Below are 24,642 nucleotides of genomic sequence, written 5' to 3'. Positions count from 1 at the left end.
GGTTGATATATTGATAAATTTATTTGTGAAATAGTGAGTTGCTAGTCGATGTCTGTCGCACTAAATCAAACGCCGGGTGCCCAATCCCGGCGTCGTCTTTGGGGCTTTTTACAGGGATTATTGACCCTGGCCCTGACCTTATTTGGCCTGCTGGTTATCACCTTTTTCCTGTCGGCGTTATCGCCGGTGGACCGGGTGTTGCAAGTGGTGGGCGATCACGCCAGTGAAGCAACATATCAGCAGGTAAGGCATCAACTAGGGCTGGATAAGCCCTTGCCAGTGCAGTTCTGGGACTATCTACTGCGGTTGGCTCATGGCGATTTAGGTATAGCCAGTGCCAGTGGCCAGCCGGTTCTACACGAGCTACTGGCCGTTTTCCCGGCAACACTGGAACTGGCTACATTATCGCTGGTGATAGGTGCCACTCTGGGGGTTATCCTCGGCTTGTTGTGCGCCCGCTGGGCCGGTAGCAAGCTGGATGCCACTATCCGCTTTATCACGTTGTTAGGTAACTCCGTACCGATCTTCTGGCTTGGTCTGCTGCTGCTGCTGCTGTTTTATGCACGTTTGCAATGGAGCCCTGGCCCTGGCCGTCTGGACGATATCTATCAATACACCGTGGAAGCAAAAACCGGGTTCGCCCTGATAGACACTTTGCGTTCCGGCGATGCTGGCGCATTTAGTAATGCCTTGGCCCATTTGATCTTGCCGGTCGCCCTGCTCTCTTACTATGCGCTGGCCAGCATCACTCGCCTGACCCGTTCGGCCTGCCTGAGTGAACTGAATAAAGAGTACATCACGCTAGCGCGCGCCAAAGGCGCAGGGGAGATGCGGATTCTGCTGATGCATGTGTTACCGAACATCCGTGGCACCTTGCTGACAGTTATCGCGTTGGCTTATACCAGCATGTTGGAAGGCGCGGTGCTCACCGAAACCGTCTTTGCCTGGCCGGGGATTGGCCGCTACCTGACCAGCGCGCTGTTCGCCGGGGATACCACAGCGATTATGGGCGGAACCTTGCTGCTTGGGATGTGCTTTATTCTGATTAACAATGTGACGGACTTACTGGTTCGTGTGCTGGACCCGAGAACGCGCTGATATGTCGATACCGATAACAAAAATCTGCCACACGCTAAAGCATTCCCCCTCCACCAGCATGGGGCTGTTTATTCTCTCCTCACTGGTGTTCATCGCGATTTTCGCCCCGTGGCTGGCACCCTTTGATCCCAACTGGCAAAACGCGGCCGACCGGTTGCTACCTCCGGGCGCAGTTCACTGGCTGGGAACTGACAGTTATGGCCGCGATATGCTGTCGCGCCTGATTTATGGCACGCGCCCCACCTTGGGGCTGGTGCTACTGGTTACCGTAATAACCTTGCCGCTCGGCTTGCTGGTCGGGGTGCTTTCCGGTTATTACGGCGGCTGGCTCGAACGTATTCTGATGCGCATTACCGATGTGGTGATGTCCATGCCACGGCTGATACTGGCGTTTGCTTTTGTTGCCATGCTGGGGCCGGGCCTGCTTAACGGAGCCTTAGCATTGGCGCTGACCGCTTGGCCGGCCTATGCCCGTCAGGCCAGAGCCGAGATTCAGTTATTACGTAAAAGTGATTATCTGGCGGCGGCTGAAATGATGGGAATCAAAGGGTTGCGCTTGCTATGGGGCCATATTCTGCCCATGTGCCTGCCTTCTGCGGTGGTTCGTCTGGCTCTGGATTTAGCGAGTATTATCTTAGCCGCCGCCGGGTTAGGTTTCCTCGGTTTGGGCGCGCGTCCCCCCATGTCGGAATGGGGTGCAATGGTTGCCGACGGTATGCAGGTTATCTTTGACCAATGGTGGATTGCCGCCATTCCGGGCTGCGCTATCTTACTGAGCAGTATAGCATTTAACCTGTTAGGCGATGGCCTGCGCGATATTTTGGATCCCCACCATGACTGATAAAATTTTCGCGGTTGAAAACCTGTGTGTCGATTTTAAACAACAGCGGGTGGTGGATAATATTTCTTTCCAGCTCGGCCACGAGCGGGTTGCCTTAGTCGGCGAGTCCGGCTCCGGTAAATCAGTCACCGCCAGAGCATTGATGGGATTAGTACGCGCTCCGGGCAAAGTCAGTGCCAAGAAACTGCGTTATTACTCTGACACGCCCCCTGAGCAAGGCAATTCTAGCCAGATTATCGAACACAATCTGCTGCATCTAAAGCCTAAACAATGGGCTGCGCTGCGTGGCAGTGAAATTGCGATGGTGCTGCAAGACCCGCGCTATGCACTGAATCCGGTGCGCACCGTGGGGAAACAAATTGAAGAATCCCTGCTGCTGCATAACACGCTTTCCCGCGCGGATACCCGCGAGCGAGTATTGAATGCGCTAGCCTCAGTCGGCCTCAATGAAAGCGTCTGGCACAGCTACCCCAGCCAACTTTCCGGCGGTATGGGCCAACGCGCCATGTTAGCTATCGCTTTAGTGAATAACCCACGGGTATTAATTGCTGATGAGCCAACCTCCGCATTGGACGCCAAACTGCGTAACCAAATACTGGAGTTGATCGTCGAACAGACTGAACAGCGTAATATGAGTCTGCTGCTGATCAGCCATGACCTGCCGTTAGTGGCAGAACATTGTCATCGGGTGTTGGTGATGTATCAGGGGAAACTGGTGGATCAAGGCGTGGCGGCTGACCTGCCCCATGCGACTCACCCTTATACCCACACCTTATGGGCTTGCCGCCCGAATGCCAGTACCTATGGCACGGATCTGCCGGTATTAGACCGCAGCGCTGATTTCTCTGGAGGTTCCCGTGGCACTGATTGAAGTCAAAAATCTACGGGTCAGCTTTGCCCAAAAGAATCAGCTAAAAACAGCGGTTGAGTCGGTCAGTTTTGCGGTTGAAGAAGGTGAGACTTTCAGCCTGATTGGGGCATCTGGCTGTGGTAAATCCACCGTGTTACGTACTTTGGCCGGTTTGCAGCGCGAGTGGCAAGGCGAGATAACCTTGCTGGGCACACCGTTACAGCCGGGTAAGCGCTTCACCGGCCAACTGCGCAAAGACGTGCAAATGGTGTTCCAAGATCCTTATGCCTCGCTGCATCCGCAGCATAACATTCAGCGTACGCTGGGCGAGCCATTAAAGATTCACGGCGAAAAGAATATCCAGCAACGGATTGACCAAGCTCTAGAACAAGTAGGTTTACCGGCATCGGCAGCACAGCGCTACCCACATCAATTCTCCGGAGGCCAGCGCCAGCGTATTGCCATTGCCCGCGCCCTGCTATTGCGACCAAAACTGCTGCTATTGGATGAACCAACCTCAGCATTAGATATGTCAGTGCAAGCGGAAATCCTCAATCTGCTCAATCACTTGAAACGCGAACATGGCATGACCTATTTATTGGTCAGCCATGACAGTGAGGTGGTGGCACATATGTCCGAGCGTGCAGCCATGATGGAGAGTGGGAAAATTGTGAGAGAGTTTACGCGGCGGGATCTTGAGTTGGCGGAACATTTTATGGGGTAGCACTTTATAGGACAACAAAGGCCGTTCAGTACCCGGCAAAATCGAGTACTGAATGCTATCGAAACATGAGGTAGCGGTAGAGAAGCCGTTCTAAATCTTGTTTCATACTGACAAAAGCCAGTATTTCCACAGCTTGACCATCATAGTCATAGATGACGCGGTACTCACTGCCGGGATCCAGCCGCTCACGCAATTGCACACCGCTATCTGATAACATTGAGTTAAAACGATAGCGGACCGGATCTTCACTGATCGCTGTTATTGATGATATCAATAAATTATCAACGAACTCCCCAGCCTTAACCGGCCCCATAGTAGCGCTTTTAAAGGATTCGATATCCTGAAGAGTCCATTCTGCTGCTGGTGATATAATTATTTGGGGCATTCCTAACCTCAATATTATTACTTGCGCGCAGCGCGCAGCTTCCTTAGCGTTTCTTCCGGTGACATGCCTTGCTGGTTTTTAATATCCTGTTTAGCCAGCATCACCAGCTTCAGCAGGGCATTTGATTGGCGCTCAAGATTACGCTCCCTAATCTCCGCCTCCCTTTCCGCTGCGGGTTGAACAAACAACTCAGCGACGCCATTTTTTGTGACAAAAACACCACCGTCAAAAAGGTCAGGCGATCCCAGCCCTTCTCTCGCTGCTTTTTGAGACATTGTCGTGGTCATGGTCATTTCTCCTGCAATGGTCACTCATGCTTCAAGCAAACTAACATCAGCTCAACCAAATATCAAATTTATACTAAATTTGTACACGCACAATCATATCAATTAAAAACCCTTAATCACTTCCACCACACCTTGAACATAGCGCGCCAAGGTATCTTCCTCCATCGCATTGGCCCCTTGCACTAAATAGGGCGGAAGGAAATCCATACCCGTCATATTGGCCATCGCGTGGAAGGGCAATAACAAATCCAGCGCTGGGTAACGGTTATAGCCCTGTGGCGTGTAATCCTGAGCCTTCCCGCCGGTGGAAACCACCAACTGCAACGGTTTACCCTGTAGCTTGTCGCCACTGCTGCCATAGGCAAAACCGTAAGTTAACACCGCATCCTGCCATTCACTTAAAATAGCCGGTGAGCTATACCAGTAAAATGGAAACATCATCACAATCACATCATGCGATTCCAGCAATTCTTGTTCGCGGGCGACATCAATTTGAAAATCTGGATATTCACGAATCAGTTCATGCACGGTGACAGTTGGCAGTGGACGAAGAGCTTCTATTAACCGACGGTTGATACGGGACTCATCAGGTGTCCGGTGGGCGGTCAGCACTAAAATACGAGACATGTTCATTCTCCAACAGGATTAATCAAACTATCTTTTCATCTTTAGCGCCGTGGGTGTAGGCTGCTATCAGTCATATTAATTTCAACTCAAGGTATCAACCATGTCGCTGCCTTTTGATGTCCATCGTTTATTGCCCGCTTTTCTCAGCGCCGCTCAGTGTGAGAATTTTTCCGCCGCCGCACGCCAATTAGGGGTAACCCCTGCCGCTGTCAGTAAAAATATTCGCGTATTAGAAGAAAAGCTGGCACTGCGTTTGTTTCAGCGTAATACCCACAGTGTGGTGCTGACGAATGAAGGCAAGGCGTTATTAGCACGGGTGGCACCACTGTGGCAGGCGCTGTCCAATACACTGGATACCGTACGTAGTGATGATAAGCAACCCAGTGGTACGGTGCGGGTGAGTGTTATTCCTGGTTTTGGCCGCCAACTATTAATGCCACTGATTCCAGAATTTATGGCACGCTATCCACTGATTGATTTGGATCTCTCGCTGGAGGCCAGAGTGGTAAATCTGGTCGGTGAAGGCTTTGATGTCGGTATCGGCACGCGTATCGATCCCGATAGCCGCTTGATTGCCCGTCAGTTTTACCCAATGCAAATGGTGCTGGCGGCATCCCCTGCTTATCTCGCCCGCACAGGTTCTCCCACCCGCCCAGCGGATCTCTATCAACATCAGTGTTTATTACACCGTAATCCATCAAATGGCCGAATAGTAAAATGGCGATTGCAGCAGAACGATGAGGAGCAATCGTTAGAGTTGTCCGGTCGTTTGATCTCTTCTCAACCGGATATTCTGCTACATGCCGCCTTAGCCGATATGGGGATAACCTCTGTGGCACAATGGTATGCAGCGCCCCACTTTGCCGAGGGCAGCCTGATGCCGGTAATGACTCATCACTGGCCCGCCCCGACACCCGTATGGCTTTATTATGCCTCCGCCAATTTACCCCCCAGAGTACGAGTCTGGGTTGATTTTCTGTTAAAATATTTCGGCCCACATCACGCTTTATCCGCACAATAAGTCACATAAAAATGTCACTTTTGTGACGCACTGAACAGGGAATAGACCTAACGGCGATTTCTTTGTTCTAAGTCAAATTAGTTGGCTGTCACTTATGTCGCCACCCATATATAGTGTTTATAGGAATTCAAACATCTATATGTAGTAGTTATCCACAAAACCATCCACACCCCCTCGCAGCCCTTATGTGCTGCGGTTTGCCTTGTGGATAAGATTGTCTTGTGGCTAATCCTACGCGGCAGGATACAGGAGCGACATTGTGAAAACAGTAGTGATTAAACGGGACGGTTGTCAGGTATCTTTTGATGAGGTGCGGATCAAGGAAGCTGTCGAGCGCGCAGCCCTGGCGGTTAGCGTGGTGGACGCAGATTATTGTGCAACTGTTGCCCGTGTGGTCGCTCAGACGATGGAAAACCAGCCGAAAGTTGATATCCGCGACATCCAAACTGCGGTCGAAAACCAACTGATGGCCGGTCAATACAAGCAGTTAGCCCGCGCCTATATTGAATATCGCCATGACCGGGATATCTCGCGCGAACTGCGTGGTCACCTCAATCAGGAAATCCAGGGTTTGGTAGAGCAAAGCAACAAAGCGCTGCTGAACGAAAATGCCAATAAAGACAGTAAAGTCATCCCGACTCAGCGCGATCTGCTGGCCGGTATTGTGGCGAAACACTACGCCAAACAACATATTTTGCCGCGCGATGTGGTCTTGGCGCATGAACGCGGTGAAATCCACTATCATGACCTGGATTACGCGCCATTCTTCCCGATGTTCAACTGCATGTTGATCGATCTTGATGGCATGTTAACCCAAGGTTTTAAAATGGGTAATGCGGAAATAGAGCCGCCAAAATCCATTTCTACCGCCACCGCCGTGACCGCGCAGATTATCGCGCAGGTCGCCAGCCATATCTATGGCGGCACAACCATCAACCGCATCGATGAAATTCTGGCACCGTTTGTCACTGAAAGTTTTAACAAACATAAGGCGGTCGCTGAAGAGTGGCAGATCCCGGATGCTGCCGGTTATGCCATGTCACGCACCGAAAAAGAGTGTTACGACGCTTTCCAATCGCTGGAATATGAAGTCAATACCCTGCATACCGCCAATGGCCAGACGCCATTTGTCACCTTCGGTTTCGGGCTAGGCACGAATTGGCAATCGCGCATGATTCAGCAAGCGATTCTGCGTAATCGCATTGCCGGTTTGGGCAAAAACCGTAAAACCGCGGTGTTCCCGAAACTGGTGTTTGCTATCCGCGATGGCCTGAACCATAAATTTGGCGATGCTAACTACGATATCAAACAGTTAGCTCTGGAATGTGCCACCAAACGCATGTATCCCGATATTCTCAATTACGATCAAGTGGTTAAAGTGACCGGTTCCTTTAAAACGCCAATGGGCTGTCGCAGCTTCCTCGGTGTATATGAGGAAGATGGCAAGCAGATCCACGATGGCCGCAATAATATTGGGGTTATTAGCCTGAATCTGCCACGTATCGCATTGGAAGCCCAAGGCGATGAAGAGAAATTCTGGCAATTACTGGATGAGCGCCTGCTGCTGGCCAAGAAAGCCTTGATGACCCGCATTGCTCGTTTGGAAGGGATCAAAGCCCGCGTGGCCCCCATCCTGTATATGGAAGGCGCTTGTGGTGTGCGCTTGCAAGCCGATGACAATATCGCTGAAATCTTCAAAAATGGCCGCGCATCTATCTCGCTGGGCTTTATTGGTATTCATGAAACGGTGAATGCGCTATTTGGCAATCAAGCCCATGTCTTTGATGACGAAAAGTTACGTGCAAAAGGCGTGGCTATCGTCGAGCGCATGAGACAAGCCACCGATAGCTGGAAAGAAGAAACTGGCTACGCCTTTAGCTTGTACAGCACGCCGAGCGAGAACCTATGTGATCGCTTCTGCCGCCTGGATACCGCCGAATTTGGCGTAGTAGAAGGTGTTACCGACAAAGGTTATTACACCAACAGCTTCCATCTGGATGTTGAAAAGAAAGTTAACCCGTACGATAAACTGGACTTCGAAGCGCCTTATCCTCCATTGGCTAATGGCGGTTTCATCTGTTACGGCGAATACCCTAACTTGCAGCATAACCTCAGAGCGCTGGAAGATGTCTGGGATTACAGCTACAGCCGAGTGCCCTATTACGGCACCAACACGCCAATTGATGAATGCTACGAGTGCGGCTTCACTGGCGAATTCGCCTGTACCAGCAAGGGCTTCACCTGCCCGAAATGCGGCAATCATGAACCATCAAAAGTGTCAGTCACCCGTCGGGTATGTGGCTATTTGGGCAGCCCGGATGCACGGCCCTTTAACGCCGGTAAGCAAGAAGAAGTGAAGCGGCGCGTTAAGCATTTGGTAAACGGACAACTGGGCTAACCCACTAAAGACGAAGGCCCAAAGTAATTGGAGTTGCAGGTAGGCAGCAAGCGAACTTATCCCGATGAGCTTACTGATGTAAGTGATTCGGGTAAGTGAACGTAGCGAACACCCCTGCGGCTTCAAGTACGAGGGAAGCACTGATTATGAATTATCATCAATATTACCCGGTCGATGTTATCAACGGCCCTGGCACTCGCTGTACGCTGTTCGTCTCTGGCTGCGTACACGAATGTGTGGGTTGTTATAACAAAAGCACCTGGCGACTGAATTCGGGTAAACCATTTACCCAAGAAATGGAAGATAAGATAATTGCGGATCTGAACGATTCCCGCATCCGCCGCCAAGGGCTATCCCTTTCCGGCGGTGATCCGCTGCATCCGCAGAATCTGTCTGCTATTCTACAACTGGTTAAGCGAGTACGTAATGAATGCGACGGCAAAGATATCTGGCTCTGGACCGGCTACACCCTGGCTGAACTGACCGCCGACCAACAGCAAGTGGTGGATTTAATCAATGTGCTGGTCGATGGCAAATTCGTACAAGACCTAAAAGACCCGTCGCTTATTTGGCGCGGTAGCGATAACCAGGTTATCCATCACCTGCGGTAATTTATTTTAGCCATTCTGTACACTCTCCCGCGTGCAGAATGGCGGCTACTGCCCTTTAATTCCCCTTCAAGCTCAGCTCACATCTGCAAAACGGTTTATCAAACTGTAAAACTTCATCGTTCCGCCATCTCAGCTTAACCCTACTGTCATTAAAAACCGCCAGCATAGCGGGTGAGAAAACTTACTGGTTATCACCATGACAATCCGCCACCTGCTTATCCGTATTGCTCCTTGTGTTTCATTGTGGATGGCCGTCAGACGTGATGATGCACACAGAGGGGTTATCTGCCATGCACTTATCTAGACCACCGACCAGTTATCCCACCCGCTATCAACAAATTGCGGCCCAGTTAGAACAAGAGCTGCGCGGTGCTTATCGCTGCGGGGATTATCTGCCGTCTGAACAGCAGCTAGCCGAACGTTATCAGGTCAATCGCCATACCCTGCGTCGGGCGGTCGATGAATTGGTCGAACGCGGCTGGCTGCAACGTCGGCAAGGTATCGGCATTCTGGTATTAATGCGCCCTTATGACTACCCACTACATGCCAATGCGCGCTTTAGCCAAAACGTATTAGATCAGGGTAGTGACCCCACCAGTGAGCGCTTACTCGCCGTCTTACGCCCGTGCATTGAGCATGTCGCCAAAGCGCTGTCATTGGATGAAGGGGCGACAGTGATCCATTTACGCACCTTGCGGCGAGTCAATGGTGTAGCGGTCTGCGTTATCGATCACTACCTGCCGGATTTGAGTTGGTGGCCCGCGTTACAGCAGTTTAACGCCGGTTCACTACATCAATTCATCAGCCAACATCTGCAACAGCCTTTAAGCCGTAGCCAGACTCGCATTAGCGCACGCCGTGCTCAGGCCAAAGAGAGCCGTTTACTTGAGATTGCCACCCATGCGCCGCTGCTCTGTGTGCGCACCTTGAATATCCGTGTTGATAGCCAGCAGGTGGCGGAGTACTCCGTCAGCCTGACGCGCGCCGACATGATTGAACTGACCATGGAGCATTAAATGGAAAGTATCTCTAACACCCGGCAGGGCTGGATGTCGGTGTTGGCCCACAGCCAACCGGCGCAATTGCTGGCCCATTGGCAATCCTTGAATCTGGCACCGCAATATCAGGTGATCCGTGCGCCAGAGATTGGTTTGAGCCAATTACAGGCGCGAATGGGCGGCACTGGCCGCCGGTTTATTCTGGGCGATATGACCCTCACCCGCGCGGTAATCAAACTCAACCACAGCACCGATATTTATGGTTACAGCTACATTGCCGGGCGCAATAAACCTCATGCAGAACTCTGCGCGCTATTAGATGCGTTATTACAGCTTTCCACCCTTAACGGCAAACCAGCCGGTCTGAGTGAATTGCTGCTGAAAACCGTCATTCATCCGCTCGCGGCCATACAGCAGGAGCGGCGGGAATTGCGCGCCCGCGCTATCGCCACCAGTAAAGTGGATTTCTTCACCCTGGTGCGAGGAGAAGACTAATGAGCCTGTTAAACCATTTCGACCAGCCGGTTGATGATGCTCAGCACACTTTTCGCCGTATTCTCAAGGCATTAAGCGAACCGGGAGTTGTCGTTTCACTGCCCCATAGCAGCGGCTGGCAGCCATTAAATCCCGCCACCACCAGCATCCTGCTGACCCTGGTTGATCAGGAAACGCCGCTCTACCTGGATGAACCGCTCAACCATGATGCCGTGCAACAGAATATACGTTTTCATTGCGGAGCGCCGCTGACAACCAGCATCAAAAATTCACTTTTTTCTTTATTTGACAAGGAGATAAAAGAAGAATTCTTGATTAGCTGCCCGGCGGGTAGTGAACTTTCGCCAGAGCACTCCACCACCGTTATTCTTCAGGCCACCAGTCTGCACCTGGGTGTGCCTCTGCGCCTACGCGGGCCGGGAATTGAGCACCACCGTACTGTGGCTCCGCAATTACCCTCTACCGTGCTGAATTACCTGCTTAACCGCCCGATCGCATTCCCTGCCGGCCTCGATTTTCTGTTGACCTGCGGCGAGAACCTAATGGCTATCCCACGAACCACCCATGTGGAGGTGTGCTGATGTACGTTGCAGTCAAAGGGGGCGAAAAAGCCATTGCGGCAGCCCACCAATTACTCGAACACCAGCGCCGTGGTGATACACAGATCCCGGCTATCGATTGCGAACAGATCGAGCAACAGCTAGGTCTGGCGGTAGATCGGGTGATGACTGAGGGCGGTATTTATGATCGCGAACTGGCTGCATTGGCCATCAAGCAAGCCAGCGGTGATCTGGTCGAAGCGATTTTCCTGCTGCGCGCCTACCGCACCACATTACCGCGTCTGGCCGTCAGCCAACCGTTGGCAACTGGCAATATGCGGCTGGAGCGGCGCATCTCCGCCATTTACAAAGATTTGCCCGGCGGGCAAGTGCTCGGCCCCACCTATGATTACACCCATCGACTACTGGATTTCACCCTGCTGGCCTCGGGTGAAGCGCCGCACGCGCTCAATCGCAGGGAAATATCGCCAGAAGCTGTACCGCAAAATAATTGCGCTCATGTGTTTGATTTATTAGCACAACAGCAATTAGCAAAAGTTGAGCAGGATGACGGCACCCCGCCGGAAGATATCACCCGCAACCCACCGGTTTATCCGTGTAATCGCTCAGCCCGGCTGCAACAACTGGTGCGCGGTGATGAAGGTTTCCTGCTGGCGCTGGGCTATTCCACCCAGCGCGGTTATGGTCGAACTCATCCATTCGCCGCCGAGATCCGCACCGGCGCGCTGACCATTTCAATTGAGCCGGAAGAACTGGGATTTGCGATTGATATCGGTGAGATCTTACTCACCGAATGCGAAATGGTGAATGGTTTTGTCAGCCCGGCAGCAGAACCCCCGCATTTCACGCGCGGTTACGGTTTGGTATTTGGCCGTGGTGAGCGCAAAGCCATGTCGATAGCCTTGATGGATCGCGCCTTGCAAAGCCGGGAATACGACGAAAATGTCGCCAGCCCAGCGCAAGATGAAGAGTTTGTATTATCCCACGCCGACAATGTCGAAGCCGCCGGTTTTGTTTCTCATCTCAAACTGCCCCATTACGTTGATTTTCAAGCGGAGCTGGCGTTACTCAAGCGCCTGCGCCGCGAGCATTTATCCGCAGCCGCAGAACAACAGGAGCCGCGCCATGACTGAAGTTCTCACCGGTTACAATCTGGGTTATCTGGACGAGCAAACCAAAAGAACATTACGCCGCGCGTTACTGAAAGCCGTGGCCATCCCCGGTTATCAGGTGCCATTCGGCGGGCGTGAGATGCCGATGCCTTATGGTTGGGGCACCGGTGGCATTCAGTTAACCGCCTGCCTGATTGGCCGTTACGATGTGCTGAAAGTGATCGACCAGGGAGCCGATGACACCACCAATGCGGTGTCGATCCGCCACTTCTTCCAGCGGGTCAGCGGAGTGGCGACCACCGAAAAAACCACTGACGCCACCTTGATCCAGACCCGGCACCGCATTCCAGAAACGCCGCTGACCGAGGATCAGATCCTTATCTATCAAGTGCCGATCCCAGAGCCGCTGCGCTTTATTGAACCGCGCGAAACCGAGACACGCAAAATGCATGCGCTGGAGGAATACGGCGTGATGCAGGTGAAATTGTATGAAGATATCGCTCGCTACGGCCATATCGCGACCACCTATGCCTACCCGGTGAAAGTGAATGATCGCTATGTGATGGATCCGTCGCCCATTCCGAAATTTGATAATCCCAAAATGCACATGATGCCCGCGCTGCAACTGTTTGGGGCCGGTCGTGAAAAGCGCCTTTATGCCCTGCCACCTTTTACCAAAGTGGAAAGTCTGGATTTCGACGATCACCCCTTTAGCGTGCAGCAATGGGATGAACCCTGTGCTTTGTGCGGCTCGCGCCACAGTTATCTCGATGAGGTGGTGATGGACGATAAGGGCAGCCGGATGTTTGTTTGTTCGGATACTGATTTTTGCCAGCAGCAACTGGCTCAAGCTACCGCATCAGAGGCCAATATTCATGATTACTGAACAGATTATCTCCCCATCCGCTGCTGTTCACCCGCTGTTGTCGGTGGAGAATCTTACCCATTTGTATGCGCCAGGTAAGGGGTTCAGTGATGTCTCTTTCCAACTGTATCCCGGTGAAGTGTTAGGGATTGTTGGTGAATCTGGCTCCGGTAAAACCACCTTGCTGAAATCCATTTCAGCCCGCCTGGCACCGCAGCATGGGCAAATTTTTTATCGCCCTGATGCCCAATCAGCGGTTGATTTGTATCAGATGGCCGAAAGCCAACGCCGCCGTTTACTGCGCACCGAATGGGGCGTTGTGCATCAGCACCCACTCGATGGGCTGCGGCCACAAGTCTCGGCGGGCGGCAATATCGGCGAGCGGCTGATGGCTATTGGCCAACGCCATTATGGCGAGATACGCCAACAAGCAGGCCGCTGGCTGGAAGATGTCGAGATCCCCTTATCCCGTCTTGATGACCTGCCCACCACCTTCTCCGGCGGGATGCAGCAGCGGCTGCAAATTGCCCGCAATCTGGTGACACATCCAAAGCTGGTATTTATGGACGAACCGACTGGCGGTCTTGATGTGTCAGTGCAAGCGCGCTTACTGGATTTACTGCGCAATCTGGTGGTGGAAATGCAATTGGCGGTGGTGATTGTCACCCATGACTTGGGGGTTGCCCGCTTATTGGCTAACCGCCTGCTGGTGATGAAAGAGGGGCAAGTTATCGAAAGTGGCCTAACTGACCGGGTGCTGGATGACCCACATCACCCTTATACCCAGTTACTGGTTTCATCGGTATTACAAAACTGAGTGAGAACTGACTATGAACGCCCTACAACTGAAAGTTGAAAATCTCAGTAAAACCTTTGTGTTACACCACCAGCACGGTATTCGCCTGCCAGTGCTGCATCAAACTTCCCTAGAAGTTGGCAGTGGCGAATGTGTGGTGCTGCACGGCCATTCCGGCAGCGGAAAATCCACTCTGCTGCGCTCTTTATATGCCAATTACTTACCCGACAGCGGCCATATCTGGGTGAAACATCAGGGAGAATGGCTGGATATGGTGAGCGCGCAAGCCCGGCAAATCATGGCGGTGCGCCGTCATACGGTGGGCTGGGTCAGTCAATTCTTGCGGGTGATCCCACGAATCAGTGCATTAAATCTGGTGATGCAACCCCTGCTGGAATTGGGGGTTGATCGGCAAATCTGCCAACAGCGGGCGCAGGATCTGTTGACGCGACTTAATGTGCCACCACGCTTGTGGGATCTGGCCCCTTCTACCTTCTCCGGCGGCGAGCAACAGCGGGTTAATATCGCGCGAGGGTTTATTGTCTATTATCCCATTTTGCTGCTGGATGAGCCGACGGCTTCGCTCGATAGCACCAACAGCGCCGCTGTGGTCAGCCTGATTGATGAAGCTAAGCAGCGCGGAGCCGCAATTGTCGGTATTTTCCATGATGAAAAAGTACGCAATCATGTCAGTGACCGCTTACTTACCATGACACCGCCCCCCTCTCACGTCAGCGCAGAGATCCCATCATGATCTTCAACAACGTCAATCTTATACTTGCGGATCAGGTGGTCAGCGGATCACTGGAAATCCACCAAGGGGTGATCCGCAGTTATAGTGATCGTCCGACACAACTTTCAGCGGCAATTGATGGACAAAATAGCTGGTTGTTGCCGGGGTTGATCGAGCTGCATACCGATAATCTCGACAAGTTTTTCACCCCCCGCCCCAATGTGGATTGGCCAGCACATTCGGCCATGAGCAGCCACGATGCGCTAATGGTTGCCTGCGGCATCACCACCGTGTTGGATGCCGTGGCGGTTGGCGATGTACGGGATGGCGGCCATCGGCTGGATAATCTGCAAAAAATGATTAACGCCGTGGTGGAGAGCCAGCGATCAGGATTGAATCGAGCCGAGCATCGAATTCATTTGCGCTGTGAGTTACCCCATGACAGCACCTTGCCACTGTTTGAAGAACTGATGATGCAGCCAGAGCTTTCATTGGTATCTCTGATGGATCACTCACCGGGCCAGCGCCAGTTCGCTTCACGCGCCAAGTACCGTGAATATTACCAGGGTAAATATCACCTTAACGATCAGCAAATGGCAGAGTTTGAAGAAGAGCAAATCAGCCTATCCGCCCGCTGGTCGGGGCAGAATCGACAGGCCATTGCCGCTCATTGTCGTCAGCGGGGAATAGCTCTGGCCAGCCATGATGATGCCACCGCTGAACATGTGGCGGAATCACAGGCATTGGGTAGTGTCATTGCTGAATTCCCCACCACCGAAGTGGCGGCCAGAGCCTCACATCAGCATGGGTTACAGGTATTGATGGGTGCGCCCAATATTGTGCGCGGTGGCTCCCATTCAGGCAATGTCGCCGCACACCAACTGGCATCACTGGGCGTATTGGATATCTTATCATCCGATTATTACCCCGCCAGCCTGCTGGATGCCGCATTCCGTATCGCGCATGACGAGAGCAACAGCTTCACCTTAGCGCAAGCGGTCAATCTGGTGACACATAACCCGGCCAGAGCTTTAGGGTTAGCGGATCGCGGCGTGATTGCCGAAGGTAAGCGAGCTGATTTGATATTGGCGCGCACCCATAAGGGTTCACACCATCAGCATGTGTATGTGCAAAACGTCTGGCGCCAGGGAATACAGGTGTTCTGATGGCGCGCTTAATCTATCTGATGGGCGCTTCCGGTGCAGGTAAGGATTGCCTGCTATCCGCGTTACGAGCGGCCATACCCACCAACGTTATGGTAGCGCATCGTTATATTACCCGTGAAGCCCATGCGGGGGCTGAAAATCATATCGCATTGAGTGAACAGGAGTTTTTATTGCGCGCCGAACAGGGGCTGTTTGCGCTGTTTTGGCAGGCACATCAGCATCATTATGGAGTAGGAATTGAGATTGATATCTGGCTACAACACGGGTTGGATGTGGTGGTCAATGGCTCCCGAGCCTACTTACCCGAAGCCCAGCTGCGCTATCACCACCAATTACTGCCACTGTGTCTGACCGTTTCGCCGGCAATTTTGGCCCAGCGCTTACTGCAACGTGGGCGTGAGAACAGTGAGCAAATCAAGGCGCGTTTACAGCGGGCACAACATTATCAACAGCAACTGCCGGTTAACTGCCAGCGACTTTGTAATGATGGCGAACTGCACCACACGCTGGGGCAATTACAGCAATTGCTGGCAACGCCCGCCACAACACAGCAGGAGGGGAATCAAGAATGGAACTAACATTGTTAGGAACCGGATGCGCCCAACAGGTGCCGGTGTTTGGTTGTCAGTGTGTAGTTTGCGCCAAAGCCAGATTACAACCCGCGCTGCGCCGTCAACCTTGCAGTGCAATGTTGCGTTATCAGGGGGAAACGACCTTGATTGATGCCGGGTTGCCAGCACTGGATCAACTGTTTGCTGGAGGGGAAATTCAGCGTTTTTTGCTTACACATTACCACATGGATCACGTTCAGGGGTTATTTCCGTTACGTTGGGGGTGTGGAAATGCGATCCCGGTGTACGGGCCGCCAGATCCTGATGGCTGCGACGATCTGTATAAGCATCCGGGAATATTGGCTTTTCAGCCGCCACTCAGCGCATTTCACCCGGTTCAATTTGGCGATTTACGGGTTACGCCAGTGCCCCTCAATCACTCAAAAATCACCTTCGGCTACCTGCTGCAAAGCCCTAACCGAACTATCGCCTATCTCACCGACACCATTGGATTGCCCGCCGATAGCGCGCTATTTTTAGCCAGTAAGAATATTGATTTATTAATACAAGATTGCAGCCATCCGCCACATCATCTTTCCCCACACCGTCCGCCGCCACGTAATCATAATGATGTAACAATGGCCATCGCCATCAGTGAGTTACTAAAACCGGCAGCCACCTTGCTGACCCACATCAGCCACCAGTTGGATGCCTGGGCGCTCGACAACACACTGCCCGACGGCGTCGCCATCGCGCAGGATAATCAGATAATTAGCTTATAATGATTAATGTTGCTGCATTTGGGCTGATGATAATACTGTCACTCCCTCTTTCGGCGGAGCAAAAGCCTGATCGAGCAGCGCTTGTGCCACATCTTTGGCTTTAATTAAGCGCCATTTATCAGGTAATAAGGCAAACAACGGCGCGCTAAGGCTTTCCATCAAGCGCGGTTTAGTGCGTTGACCGGCCAGCATTGAAGGCCGGGCGAAAGTGAGTTGTGGCCAGCCCTGAGTTTGTAAATCCCGCTCTGCCTCGCCTTTGGTACGGTTATAGAACAGCCACGAGTTCGGGTTAGCGCCCATCGCGCTCACGAGCAGGAAATGCCGCGCGCCAAGCCGCAAACCGGTTTCACCCGCAGCCAACACCAGCCGATAATCCACCTGACGAAATGCCGCCTGACTGCCCGCTTGCTGGCGAGTGGTACCCAGACAACAAAACACCAAATCCACCGGCTCATCCAGAGTTTTTAGTAACTCGCCGATATTCTCACCTTGCGGATTAATCAGCTTATTCATGACTGGCAGCGGCTTGCGGGTTGGCGCAATAATAGAGGTTACGCGGGCATCCAAACGCAGCAAGCGCAGTAACTCGCCCCCCACCAGGCCACTTGCCCCCAGTAATAATACCTTCGCCATCTGACCTCCGGATAAAAACGCTAGCGCCACCCCAACATGGAGATAATCATCAAATCAATTGATATGAATAATACATACCAGAAACACCAGAACATAGCGAAGAAACTATGCCCAAAGTCATTGGAATTACAGGTAGGCGGCAAACGAATAACAAATCGGTCGGGAACCGATTTGAACAGCATTTATGCTAGCCCGTAGGGGGAGCCTCAAGGATGAGGCTCATTAATCCCGATGAGCTTACTGACGTTAAGATCAACAACCAGTAAATGATTCGAGTAAATGAGAATAGCTACCCCCCCTGTAACTTCAAGGACGAAGAGTATTCCAATGCAATTTTTTGCCAAAACCAAGGGTATTATTGGTCATCTTGATTTCCAGCAAATTGAGCTGCCAGAGGGGGGCGGAGACAACTTTAGCTACCGGGAAACGGCGGCAATAGTGCTGGCGGGCGATGTGTTCTGCGTCATCCTTTAGTTCAGTTATTTCACCGCGATATTGAATGCCTTTTATCAATGCTACGGTGCGTGGCTGGGTAGCAATTGTGCCGACCACCTGCGGGTTTATCTGCATCAGCTCGCCGTGACGGGTGTGCTTTTCTGTCATCAGATAAAGCGCCATTTTCGCTTCATCAAAAACATAAAAACAGTTGGCACACCACATATCCATACCGCTGCCGGCGCACAGCGTCAGAACATGTTGCTGGCGCAGGAAGCGGGTAATGGAGATCAGGTCATCAGGGTTATTCACATCACTCATTATCTACGGCATCCTCCAGCTTAAAAACAGCGTTAAGTGTACATTAACTTAGCCGCCAGCAGTGGTCTGACGTTATTCAGTTAATGTTCTTTATAATCTGGCGGCACTTACACTTATGTTTCGATATTTAGCTCTGATGAGGAAAAGATCTCAAGCATATCCTCCCTGACAATTACGATTTTGGCGATAAAGAGCCTGATAACGTGATTTAGCTAACATTTACCACATAAGACAGATATGAATTTATATGCAAAATTTACGTATAAAACAGGATGTAACAAATCATTTTGGATTAACAAATAAAATACAAAACTGTTTAATAACCGGCACTCATTGCTAATAATAAGCCTGCTGATGTGTATGCCGTGTTAAATATAATCCTACTGTTTTGCATAACATACAGTACAGTTCTGAATACTTACCGTTTAAAATGAATAAATACGGTATTTTATTCATAAGATAGTCAAAAGGCATTTTAAAATCGGATAAAAACATGACATGCATCACAGAATGAAAGAGCATTATGGCTAGAATAACCGCCATCAGTTCATTTTTCTAAAACTTTGTTTAAAACAGATATCTTGTTTAAAACTAAAAATGTGTTTTAAAAAAAACAGAGACTTATGCAAATGGAAAATAACAACAAAAAAATGGCGCATATAAGGCGGACAACACATTTAATGATGCCAGCGCATCGTAGTTATTTTAATTTTTCTTATTACCATTATAGATAACACCCCTCCTGCGATGACATCCACGTTTATTGGATAGTCATTGTCTATGCACAATATTTGACAGATGCGAAAAGTGTTTATTCCCTTTACGCGATGTTAACTATTGTCTGCTTTCTCCGAAGATGATAACACCTGGTTTCATTTTTACTACTATCAGTGCGAGTAATGTTATTACTCAGCCGATAAAAACCCAGTGTGATTCAGCCTTCAGCAGAAAAATAGCTATCCCGTAAAAGTTAAATGTCACCTTGGTCATTAATGCTAAATGACACAAGAATCACTGCGCCTGAAATTTAGTCATTTCATACATAAGGCAAGGTGTTGTGCAGAAAAGCAGTCATTAATTATTAATGGATGTTAATTCATTGATACGGACTGCTATACACAGAATTTATTAAACGACTAAATCCAACTTGCAAAAATGTTGGACGGGCTAATATACCCTAAATAAAATAAGAGAGAAAAAATGAAAGAATTAAAGATTGCGGCAAGTATATCTGCCATGCCTTGTTTTGATTCACAGCGTGAAGTAATCGATGTTTTGCACACCGACTTTACTGATGTTGCCGCCGTGGTACTTTCTGTTCAGGACATTAATCATGGCATGATTAATAGCATTCATGAATTAGGGCTAAATATTCCAATTTATGCCGCTGTTTGCTGCGAAGAAGAACTAAATTCAGATGTGTTACCGTCTTTAAATGGTGTATTTGAATTATGCGGAAATAATACTAATTTTTATGGTAAAACGTTGGAAACCGCAGCAAAAAAATATGAATCAGAGCTGCTGCCACCCTTCTTTAATACCTTAAAAAAATATGTCGAAATGGGGAATTCCACCTTTGCCTGTCCAGGGCATCAAGGTGGCCAATTCTTCCGTAAACACCCAGCGGGCCGTCAATTCTTTGACTTCTATGGCGAAGCAATTTTCCGCTCTGATATGTGTAATGCTGACGTTAAATTAGGTGACTTGCTTATTCATGAAGGCGCACCTTGTGACGCACAAAAACATGCAGCAAAAGTATTTAACGCGGATAAAACCTATTTCGTACTGAACGGGACTTCCGCCTCCAATAAAGTGGCTACTAATGCATTGTTAGCCCGTGGTGACCTGGTACTGTTTGACCGTAATAACCATAAATCCAACCATCACGGCGCACTGGTTCAAGCCGGTGCTACGCCGGTATATCTGGAAACAGCCCGTAACCCGTTTGGCTTTATTGGTGGTATTGACGCCCACTGTTTTGAAGAAAAATACCTGCGTGAACAAATACGTAGTGTAGCGCCTGAACGTGCTAACGAAGCGCGTCCATTCCGCCTGGCAATTATCCAATTAGGGACTTATGACGGCACCATTTATAACGCCCGTCAGGTTGTGGATAAAATTGGCCACTTGTGTGACTACATTTTGTTTGACTCTGCTTGGGTAGGCTACGAACAATTTATTCCAATGATGAAAGATTGTTCACCATTGTTACTTGAATTGAATGAAAACGATCCTGGTATTATCGTTACTCAATCAGTCCATAAACAACAAGCTGGCTTCTCGCAAACATCACAGATTCATAAAAAAGATAAACATATTAAAGGCCAGGATCGCTACTGCAACCATAAACGTTTTAATAATGCCTTTATGATGCACGCGTCCACCAGCCCATTCTACCCATTATTTGCCGCATTAGATGTTAACGCTAAAATGCATGAAGGCAAAAGTGGTCAACGTATGTGGTTAGATTGTGTTAAGACCGGTATTGAAGCACGTAAAATGATCTTAAGTACCTGTAATATGATTAAGCCTTTTGTTCCGGTAGAAGTGGATGGCAAACCTTGGCAAGAATATGACACCGAGGCTATGGCACAAGACTTGCGCTTCTTTAACTTTATTCCGGGCGAAAAATGGCATGCATTTGAAGGTTACGAAGAATCACAATACTTTGTTGACCCGTGCAAATTGTTATTAACTACCCCTGGTATTGATACTAATACCGGTGAATATACCGAATCAGGTATTCCGGCCACCATTCTGGCTAATTTCCTGCGCGAAAATGGTATTGTGCCAGAAAAATGTGACCTTAACTCTATTCTGTTCTTATTAACACCAGCAGAAGACTTGGCAAAAATGCAACATTTAGTCGCGCAAATTGCTCGATTTGAACGTTTCATTGAAGAAGATGAATTGTTAAGTGTTGTATTACCGACAGTCTATAGCAATAACGAAACTCGTTATAAAGACTATACCATCGGTAAATTATGTCAGGAAATGCATGATCTTTATGTCAGCTATGATGTTAAACAACTGCAAAAAGAGATGTTCCGTAAACAGCATTTCCCTAAAGTCATGATGAATCCTCAGGATGCTAATATTGAATTCGTTCGTGGTCATGCTGAATTAGTGCCATTGTGTAAAGCAGAAGGCCGGATTGCCGCAGAAGGCGCACTTCCTTACCCACCGGGAGTATTGTGTGTTGTCCCTGGTGAAGTTTGGGGTGGTGCGGCTCAACGTTATTTCCTGGCACTTGAAGAAAGCATTAACTTATTGCCAGGCTTCGCACCTGAATTACAAGGTGTTTATTTACAAGTCGATGAAGATGGCTGGAACCGTGCATACGGTTACATGATGAAGCAATAAATAATAATAAATTTACATCCGAATTAATTGGCGTTCAAAGTCAAATAATTCGGAAATTTATACAACACCAACATTCGCTCAAACCTGCGGGGATTCATTATTCCCGCAGTCTCTGAAATATAAAAAGAGATAATAAAAATGAGTAAATCAAATAATAAGATGGGAGTAGTACAGCTAACTATTCTGACCGCCGTCAACATGATGGGTTCAGGCATAATTATGCTGCCAACCAAACTCGCCGAAGTTGGGACAATTTCTATTGTTTCATGGTTAGTCACCGCTGTCGGCTCAATGGCGCTAGCCTATGCCTTCGCCCAATGTGGTATGTTCAGCCGTAAATCCGGTGGTATGGGCGGTTATGCAGAATATGCTTTCGGCAAATCCGGTAATTTCATGGCTAACTATACCTATGGTGCATCGTTATTGATTGCCAACATCGCCATTGCTATTTCTGCGGTGGGTTACGGCACTGAATTGATGGGTGCCACCCTATCACCGCTGGGCATTTGTATTGCAACCATCGGCGTGTTGTGGCTGGCAACTGTCGCCAACTTTGGCGGCGCACGCATTACCGGCCAAATCAGTAGTGTCACCATTTGGGGTGTCATCATTCCGGTGGTCGGCATCTCAATCATTGGTTGGTTTTGGTTTAGCGGTTCAGCTTATATGGCAGCGTGGAACCCACATGCAGTACCCACCTTTGAAGCCATTGGTTCTTCCATCTCAATGACATTATGGGCCTTCCTCGGTTTGGAATCTGCCTGTGCCAACACTGATGCCGTCGAAAACCCTGAACGTAACGTTCCGATCGCTGTGCTGGGTGGGACTTTAGGTGCAGCGGTTATCTATATCATCTCAACTAACGTTATTGCCGGTATTGTACCGAACATGGATTTGGCTAATTCAACCGCGCCGTTTGGCCTGGCGTTCGCTTATATGTTCACACCAGCAGTCGGTAAAATCATCATGGCATTGATGATCATGTCCTGCGTGGGTTCACTATTGGGTTGGCAGTTCACCATCGCTCAGGTATTCAAATCCTCCGCAGATGAGGGCTTTTTCCCGAAAATCTTCTCAAAAGTCAGTAAAGCCAATGCCCCTATCAAAGGGATGCTGACCATTGTGGTCATCCAAAGTGTGCTGTCCCTGATGACCATTAGCCCGTCACTGAACAAACAGTTCGACGTGCTGGTGAATCTGGCGGTGGTGACCAATATTATCCCTTACATTCTGTCGATGGCGGCGCTGGTGATTATCCAGAAAACTGCCAATGTGCCACCAGCTAAAGCCCGTAGAGCTAACATCATTGCCTTTATCGGTGCGATGTATAGCTTCTATGCGCTGTACAGCTCAGGGCAAGAAGCCATGACCTGGGGTGCGATTGTGACCTTCCTCGGCTGGACACTGTACGGCCTGGTTTCACCACGTTTTGAATTTGCAGCAAAAACCAAATAAAAAACGGCTACTCTGCGGGCGGGAGGCCTCTTCCCCCGCGCATTTCTCCCATTAGGTGCCAGTAGATAAAAAAATCAGGATGCCACACGCAATTCCGGTAATAATGTTCCGAACCGCTACCCCCGGACTGGAATAAAATCATGTCGGACAACCTTTGGCATCTCTATCTGCTGCGCACCGCCAGCGGTATGCTCTATACCGGAATTACCACCGATGTCACACGGCGATTGGCTCAACATCAGGCAGGGAAAGGCGCAAAAGCGCTGCGAGGTAAAGGAGAATTAACGCTGGTATTTCAGTGTGAGGCGGGTGACCGCTCAACGGCATTGAAGCTGGAGTATCGAGTGAAACAGCTCAGTAAGCTGCAAAAAGAAAAGCTGGTCGCTAACCAGCCCTCTTCGTTGATAGCGCAGCCAGAGGTTAAACCCGGCTAAACGGGGCAGAAAACACCACTTCGCCATCCGTGCCAGTCAGTGCATCCTCGGCCAACGCATAAACCTGAAAAGCCGCTTCAGTGCCGGGCCAACGGCAGGTCAATTGATGGCGGGCGGCGGGTACAAAGCCAAAACGTTGATAATAACCAGGCTCGCCTAGCACCACCACGGCGGCATAGCCAAATTCATTCAGAGAATCCAGCCCTTCATAGACCAGCTTCTCAGCCAGGCCTTGCCGACGCAGCGTTTCATCCACGGCCAACGGTGCCAGAGCAACCCATTGACGGTCTTCACCACCAACATCAACCGGGCTAAAGGCCGCATAGCCGACAACACCACCTTCATCGTCAGTTGCCACGATACCCAGTGTCAGCAAGCCGTCTTCGCGCAATTGTTGCACCAATTCGGCTTCATCATCTCGTTTGAAAGCCTGGCGTAATAAGGCGTCGATCCCCGGTGCATCCACCGGGATTTCAACCCTGATCAACATGATGCTAATGTACGGGAAGCACTCGCCGCACCCTCTTGCTGACCAGCCTCGATAAAATCAGCCAGTTGTTGCAGACCTACACGCAGTAGCGTCGGCATGAATTCCAACTCGATGGCATCCATTAGATTTTTCACATACAGGCCCAATTCGGTATCCCCTTCAATTCGTAACCGGCGCTGGAAAAACAGCGTATCCGGATCTTCTTTACGGGCAGCGATCAAAATCAGATCGTTGGCATCACCGCTAAAGCTCACATCCGCTTCAGCCTGTTGGCTCACAACCAGCCTACCGTTTTCTACGCTCATAAACCATTGCAAAGCGAGGTCGCGAACTTCAATTTTTAACCAACGTGACTCCAAAAACGCCAGTTCTCCGTCCTGCAAAGCCTGACGAAGTTGCCATCCCAGAACTTGCTCTATGACCTGACGCTTTAAAGCAAAGGGGGCCAATTTTAACGGGCCTCGCAACAGTGCTGGCCCTTGGCGCACTAGACATGCTCGTAGTTCTCCCAACACAGGCTGCGCTCCTCTTGATTCAGATATAAGAAGGGAAATGCTCAATATGACTATTTTGCCACATGGGTAGAATGTTGAAGTGTGTTATATCAATAA

General features: G+C 50.1%; 28 protein-coding genes. 21 read left to right on the top strand and 7 right to left on the bottom strand.

What is annotated here, in order from left to right:
* The first annotated feature begins 48 nt into the window (after positions 1-48).
* Genes AT01_RS14810 through AT01_RS14795 form a run of 4 tightly spaced genes read left to right on the top strand, consistent with a single transcriptional unit; the run spans position 49 to position 3,513 of the window.
* Positions 49-1,098 carry an ABC transporter permease gene (locus AT01_RS14810; RefSeq protein ID WP_042547669.1) on the top strand — a complete coding sequence of 350 codons (1,050 nt, stop codon included), beginning with the start codon at positions 49-51 and terminating at the stop codon, positions 1,096-1,098.
* Between the two features lie 7 nt (positions 1,099-1,105).
* Positions 1,106-1,939 (top strand): ABC transporter permease, encoded by an 834-nt coding sequence (locus tag AT01_RS14805; protein ID WP_082039772.1) that lies wholly within the window; start codon positions 1,106-1,108, stop codon positions 1,937-1,939.
* Positions 1,932-2,810 (top strand): ABC transporter ATP-binding protein, encoded by an 879-nt coding sequence (locus tag AT01_RS14800; protein ID WP_042547667.1) that lies wholly within the window; start codon positions 1,932-1,934, stop codon positions 2,808-2,810. Before AT01_RS14805 ends, AT01_RS14800 begins: the two co-directional genes overlap by 8 nt.
* Positions 2,797-3,513 (top strand): ABC transporter ATP-binding protein, encoded by a 717-nt coding sequence (locus AT01_RS14795; protein ID WP_042547666.1) that lies wholly within the window; start codon positions 2,797-2,799, stop codon positions 3,511-3,513. The genes AT01_RS14800 and AT01_RS14795 overlap by 14 nt, the downstream gene beginning before the upstream one ends.
* A gap of 55 nt (positions 3,514-3,568) precedes the next feature.
* On the opposite strand, the gene AT01_RS14790 is transcribed toward AT01_RS14795, so the two are convergent.
* The 3 genes from AT01_RS14790 to AT01_RS14780 form a co-directional block, all read right to left on the bottom strand.
* Positions 3,569-3,898: a type II toxin-antitoxin system RelE/ParE family toxin gene (locus AT01_RS14790; protein WP_042547665.1), complete on the bottom strand. Its 330-nt coding sequence runs from the start codon at positions 3,896-3,898 to the stop codon at positions 3,569-3,571.
* A gap of 17 nt (positions 3,899-3,915) precedes the next feature.
* Positions 3,916-4,185 (bottom strand): hypothetical protein, encoded by a 270-nt coding sequence (locus tag AT01_RS14785; RefSeq protein WP_042547664.1) that lies wholly within the window; start codon positions 4,183-4,185, stop codon positions 3,916-3,918.
* A gap of 102 nt (positions 4,186-4,287) precedes the next feature.
* Complete coding sequence (locus AT01_RS14780; protein ID WP_042547663.1) at positions 4,288-4,812, bottom strand: NAD(P)H-dependent oxidoreductase; 525 nt, start codon at positions 4,810-4,812, stop codon at positions 4,288-4,290.
* A 100-nt stretch (positions 4,813-4,912) separates the two neighbouring features.
* Between AT01_RS14780 and AT01_RS14775 the strand changes: the two genes are divergently transcribed.
* The 13 genes from AT01_RS14775 to phnP all read left to right on the top strand — a co-directional run bounded on the left by AT01_RS14775 (position 4,913) and on the right by phnP (position 16,900).
* Positions 4,913-5,833, top strand: a complete 921-nt coding sequence (locus AT01_RS14775; RefSeq protein WP_042547662.1) for a LysR family transcriptional regulator — start codon at positions 4,913-4,915, stop codon at positions 5,831-5,833.
* Positions 5,834-6,092: 259 nt separating this feature from the next.
* Complete coding sequence (gene nrdD / locus AT01_RS14770; protein WP_042547661.1) at positions 6,093-8,231, top strand: anaerobic ribonucleoside-triphosphate reductase; 2,139 nt, start codon at positions 6,093-6,095, stop codon at positions 8,229-8,231.
* Between the two features lie 146 nt (positions 8,232-8,377).
* Positions 8,378-8,842, top strand: coding sequence for an anaerobic ribonucleoside-triphosphate reductase-activating protein (gene nrdG / locus AT01_RS14765; protein WP_042547660.1), 465 nt, complete (start codon positions 8,378-8,380; stop codon positions 8,840-8,842).
* Between the two features lie 290 nt (positions 8,843-9,132).
* A complete protein-coding gene (gene phnF, locus AT01_RS21385; RefSeq protein ID WP_042547659.1) occupies positions 9,133-9,858 on the top strand; it encodes a phosphonate metabolism transcriptional regulator PhnF in 726 nt (241 codons plus the stop codon).
* On the top strand, positions 9,859-10,335 hold the full coding sequence (phnG, locus tag AT01_RS21380; protein ID WP_042547658.1) for a phosphonate C-P lyase system protein PhnG: 477 nt from the start codon (positions 9,859-9,861) through the stop codon (positions 10,333-10,335). It abuts the gene before it with no gap.
* Positions 10,335-10,916: a phosphonate C-P lyase system protein PhnH gene (gene phnH / locus AT01_RS14750; RefSeq protein ID WP_042547657.1), complete on the top strand. Its 582-nt coding sequence runs from the start codon at positions 10,335-10,337 to the stop codon at positions 10,914-10,916. Before phnG ends, phnH begins: the two co-directional genes overlap by 1 nt.
* Positions 10,916-12,028, top strand: a complete 1,113-nt coding sequence (locus AT01_RS14745; protein ID WP_042547656.1) for a carbon-phosphorus lyase complex subunit PhnI — start codon at positions 10,916-10,918, stop codon at positions 12,026-12,028. Before phnH ends, AT01_RS14745 begins: the two co-directional genes overlap by 1 nt.
* Positions 12,021-12,893, top strand: coding sequence for an alpha-D-ribose 1-methylphosphonate 5-phosphate C-P-lyase PhnJ (locus AT01_RS14740; RefSeq protein ID WP_042547655.1), 873 nt, complete (start codon positions 12,021-12,023; stop codon positions 12,891-12,893). The genes AT01_RS14745 and AT01_RS14740 overlap by 8 nt, the downstream gene beginning before the upstream one ends.
* On the top strand, positions 12,883-13,689 hold the full coding sequence (gene phnK, locus AT01_RS14735) for a phosphonate C-P lyase system protein PhnK (RefSeq protein WP_042547654.1): 807 nt from the start codon (positions 12,883-12,885) through the stop codon (positions 13,687-13,689). Before AT01_RS14740 ends, phnK begins: the two co-directional genes overlap by 11 nt.
* A gap of 13 nt (positions 13,690-13,702) precedes the next feature.
* Positions 13,703-14,422 (top strand): phosphonate C-P lyase system protein PhnL, encoded by a 720-nt coding sequence (phnL, locus tag AT01_RS14730; RefSeq protein ID WP_042547653.1) that lies wholly within the window; start codon positions 13,703-13,705, stop codon positions 14,420-14,422.
* Positions 14,419-15,567 (top strand): alpha-D-ribose 1-methylphosphonate 5-triphosphate diphosphatase, encoded by a 1,149-nt coding sequence (gene phnM / locus AT01_RS14725; RefSeq protein ID WP_042547652.1) that lies wholly within the window; start codon positions 14,419-14,421, stop codon positions 15,565-15,567. The genes phnL and phnM overlap by 4 nt, the downstream gene beginning before the upstream one ends.
* Positions 15,567-16,145: a ribose 1,5-bisphosphokinase gene (phnN, locus tag AT01_RS14720; protein WP_042547651.1), complete on the top strand. Its 579-nt coding sequence runs from the start codon at positions 15,567-15,569 to the stop codon at positions 16,143-16,145. The genes phnM and phnN overlap by 1 nt, the downstream gene beginning before the upstream one ends.
* Positions 16,136-16,900, top strand: coding sequence for a phosphonate metabolism protein PhnP (gene phnP / locus AT01_RS14715; RefSeq protein WP_042547650.1), 765 nt, complete (start codon positions 16,136-16,138; stop codon positions 16,898-16,900). Before phnN ends, phnP begins: the two co-directional genes overlap by 10 nt.
* 3 nt (positions 16,901-16,903) lie before the next feature.
* On the opposite strand, the gene AT01_RS14710 is transcribed toward phnP, so the two are convergent.
* The gene (locus AT01_RS14710) at positions 16,904-17,533 is read right to left on the bottom strand and encodes a Rossmann-fold NAD(P)-binding domain-containing protein (protein ID WP_019080670.1); all 630 of its coding nucleotides are present in this window, start codon (positions 17,531-17,533) and stop codon (positions 16,904-16,906) included.
* Between the two features lie 306 nt (positions 17,534-17,839).
* On the bottom strand, positions 17,840-18,289 hold the full coding sequence (locus AT01_RS14705) for a YhbP family protein (protein ID WP_042547649.1): 450 nt from the start codon (positions 18,287-18,289) through the stop codon (positions 17,840-17,842).
* 623 nt (positions 18,290-18,912) lie between these two features.
* On the opposite strand from AT01_RS14705, the gene speFL reads away from it, so the two are divergent.
* The 4 genes from speFL to AT01_RS14690 all read left to right on the top strand — a co-directional run bounded on the left by speFL (position 18,913) and on the right by AT01_RS14690 (position 23,541).
* Positions 18,913-19,023 carry a leader peptide SpeFL gene (gene speFL, locus AT01_RS22500; protein WP_390169642.1) on the top strand — a complete coding sequence of 37 codons (111 nt, stop codon included), beginning with the start codon at positions 18,913-18,915 and terminating at the stop codon, positions 19,021-19,023.
* A gap of 466 nt (positions 19,024-19,489) precedes the next feature.
* Positions 19,490-21,652: an ornithine decarboxylase SpeF gene (gene speF / locus AT01_RS14700; RefSeq protein ID WP_042547648.1), complete on the top strand. Its 2,163-nt coding sequence runs from the start codon at positions 19,490-19,492 to the stop codon at positions 21,650-21,652.
* A gap of 138 nt (positions 21,653-21,790) precedes the next feature.
* The gene (gene potE / locus AT01_RS14695; protein ID WP_042547647.1) at positions 21,791-23,107 is read left to right on the top strand and encodes a putrescine-ornithine antiporter; all 1,317 of its coding nucleotides are present in this window, start codon (positions 21,791-21,793) and stop codon (positions 23,105-23,107) included.
* 140 nt (positions 23,108-23,247) lie between these two features.
* Positions 23,248-23,541, top strand: coding sequence for a GIY-YIG nuclease family protein (locus tag AT01_RS14690; protein ID WP_042547646.1), 294 nt, complete (start codon positions 23,248-23,250; stop codon positions 23,539-23,541).
* Here the strand turns inward: AT01_RS14690 and AT01_RS14685 are convergent.
* On the bottom strand, positions 23,528-24,031 hold the full coding sequence (locus tag AT01_RS14685; protein ID WP_042547645.1) for a GNAT family N-acetyltransferase: 504 nt from the start codon (positions 24,029-24,031) through the stop codon (positions 23,528-23,530). The genes AT01_RS14690 and AT01_RS14685 overlap by 14 nt on opposite strands.
* Positions 24,025-24,546 (bottom strand): ubiquinone anaerobic biosynthesis accessory factor UbiT, encoded by a 522-nt coding sequence (gene ubiT, locus AT01_RS14680; RefSeq protein ID WP_042547644.1) that lies wholly within the window; start codon positions 24,544-24,546, stop codon positions 24,025-24,027. Before ubiT ends, AT01_RS14685 begins: the two co-directional genes overlap by 7 nt.
* Between the last annotated feature and the right edge of the window lie 96 nt (positions 24,547-24,642).

The sequence above is a fragment of the Yersinia aldovae 670-83 genome, from assembly GCF_000834395.1.
Classification (GTDB): domain Bacteria; phylum Pseudomonadota; class Gammaproteobacteria; order Enterobacterales; family Enterobacteriaceae; genus Yersinia; species Yersinia aldovae.
This window is presented reverse-complemented; position numbering and strand designations above follow the sequence as displayed.

Bases quoted from the DNA above. Each gene is read 5' to 3' on its own strand.
- phnN (WP_042547651.1), top strand. From the start codon at position 15,567: ATGGCGCGCTTAATCTATCTGATGGGCGCTTCCGGTGCAGGTAAGGAT.
- phnL (WP_042547653.1), top strand. From the start codon at position 13,703: ATGAACGCCCTACAACTGAAAGTTGAAAATCTCAGTAAAACCTTTGTG.
- AT01_RS14705 (WP_042547649.1), bottom strand. From the start codon at position 18,289: ATGAGTGATGTGAATAACCCTGATGACCTGATCTCCATTACCCGCTTC.
- AT01_RS14740 (WP_042547655.1), top strand. From the start codon at position 12,021: ATGACTGAAGTTCTCACCGGTTACAATCTGGGTTATCTGGACGAGCAA.
- AT01_RS14800 (WP_042547667.1), top strand. From the start codon at position 1,932: ATGACTGATAAAATTTTCGCGGTTGAAAACCTGTGTGTCGATTTTAAA.
- phnK (WP_042547654.1), top strand. From the start codon at position 12,883: ATGATTACTGAACAGATTATCTCCCCATCCGCTGCTGTTCACCCGCTG.
- AT01_RS14810 (WP_042547669.1), top strand. From the start codon at position 49: ATGTCTGTCGCACTAAATCAAACGCCGGGTGCCCAATCCCGGCGTCGT.
- AT01_RS14790 (WP_042547665.1), bottom strand. From the start codon at position 3,898: ATGCCCCAAATAATTATATCACCAGCAGCAGAATGGACTCTTCAGGAT.
- AT01_RS14745 (WP_042547656.1), top strand. From the start codon at position 10,916: ATGTACGTTGCAGTCAAAGGGGGCGAAAAAGCCATTGCGGCAGCCCAC.
- AT01_RS14690 (WP_042547646.1), top strand. From the start codon at position 23,248: ATGTCGGACAACCTTTGGCATCTCTATCTGCTGCGCACCGCCAGCGGT.
- AT01_RS14780 (WP_042547663.1), bottom strand. From the start codon at position 4,812: ATGTCTCGTATTTTAGTGCTGACCGCCCACCGGACACCTGATGAGTCC.
- phnM (WP_042547652.1), top strand. From the start codon at position 14,419: ATGATCTTCAACAACGTCAATCTTATACTTGCGGATCAGGTGGTCAGC.
- phnP (WP_042547650.1), top strand. From the start codon at position 16,136: ATGGAACTAACATTGTTAGGAACCGGATGCGCCCAACAGGTGCCGGTG.
- potE (WP_042547647.1), top strand. From the start codon at position 21,791: ATGAGTAAATCAAATAATAAGATGGGAGTAGTACAGCTAACTATTCTG.
- nrdG (WP_042547660.1), top strand. From the start codon at position 8,378: ATGAATTATCATCAATATTACCCGGTCGATGTTATCAACGGCCCTGGC.
- AT01_RS14710 (WP_019080670.1), bottom strand. From the start codon at position 17,533: ATGGCGAAGGTATTATTACTGGGGGCAAGTGGCCTGGTGGGGGGCGAG.
- AT01_RS14685 (WP_042547645.1), bottom strand. From the start codon at position 24,031: ATGTTGATCAGGGTTGAAATCCCGGTGGATGCACCGGGGATCGACGCC.
- phnG (WP_042547658.1), top strand. From the start codon at position 9,859: ATGGAAAGTATCTCTAACACCCGGCAGGGCTGGATGTCGGTGTTGGCC.
- AT01_RS14775 (WP_042547662.1), top strand. From the start codon at position 4,913: ATGTCGCTGCCTTTTGATGTCCATCGTTTATTGCCCGCTTTTCTCAGC.
- speFL (WP_390169642.1), top strand. From the start codon at position 18,913: ATGCAAATGGAAAATAACAACAAAAAAATGGCGCATATAAGGCGGACA.
- phnF (WP_042547659.1), top strand. From the start codon at position 9,133: ATGCACTTATCTAGACCACCGACCAGTTATCCCACCCGCTATCAACAA.
- AT01_RS14785 (WP_042547664.1), bottom strand. From the start codon at position 4,185: ATGACCACGACAATGTCTCAAAAAGCAGCGAGAGAAGGGCTGGGATCG.
- speF (WP_042547648.1), top strand. From the start codon at position 19,490: ATGAAAGAATTAAAGATTGCGGCAAGTATATCTGCCATGCCTTGTTTT.
- phnH (WP_042547657.1), top strand. From the start codon at position 10,335: ATGAGCCTGTTAAACCATTTCGACCAGCCGGTTGATGATGCTCAGCAC.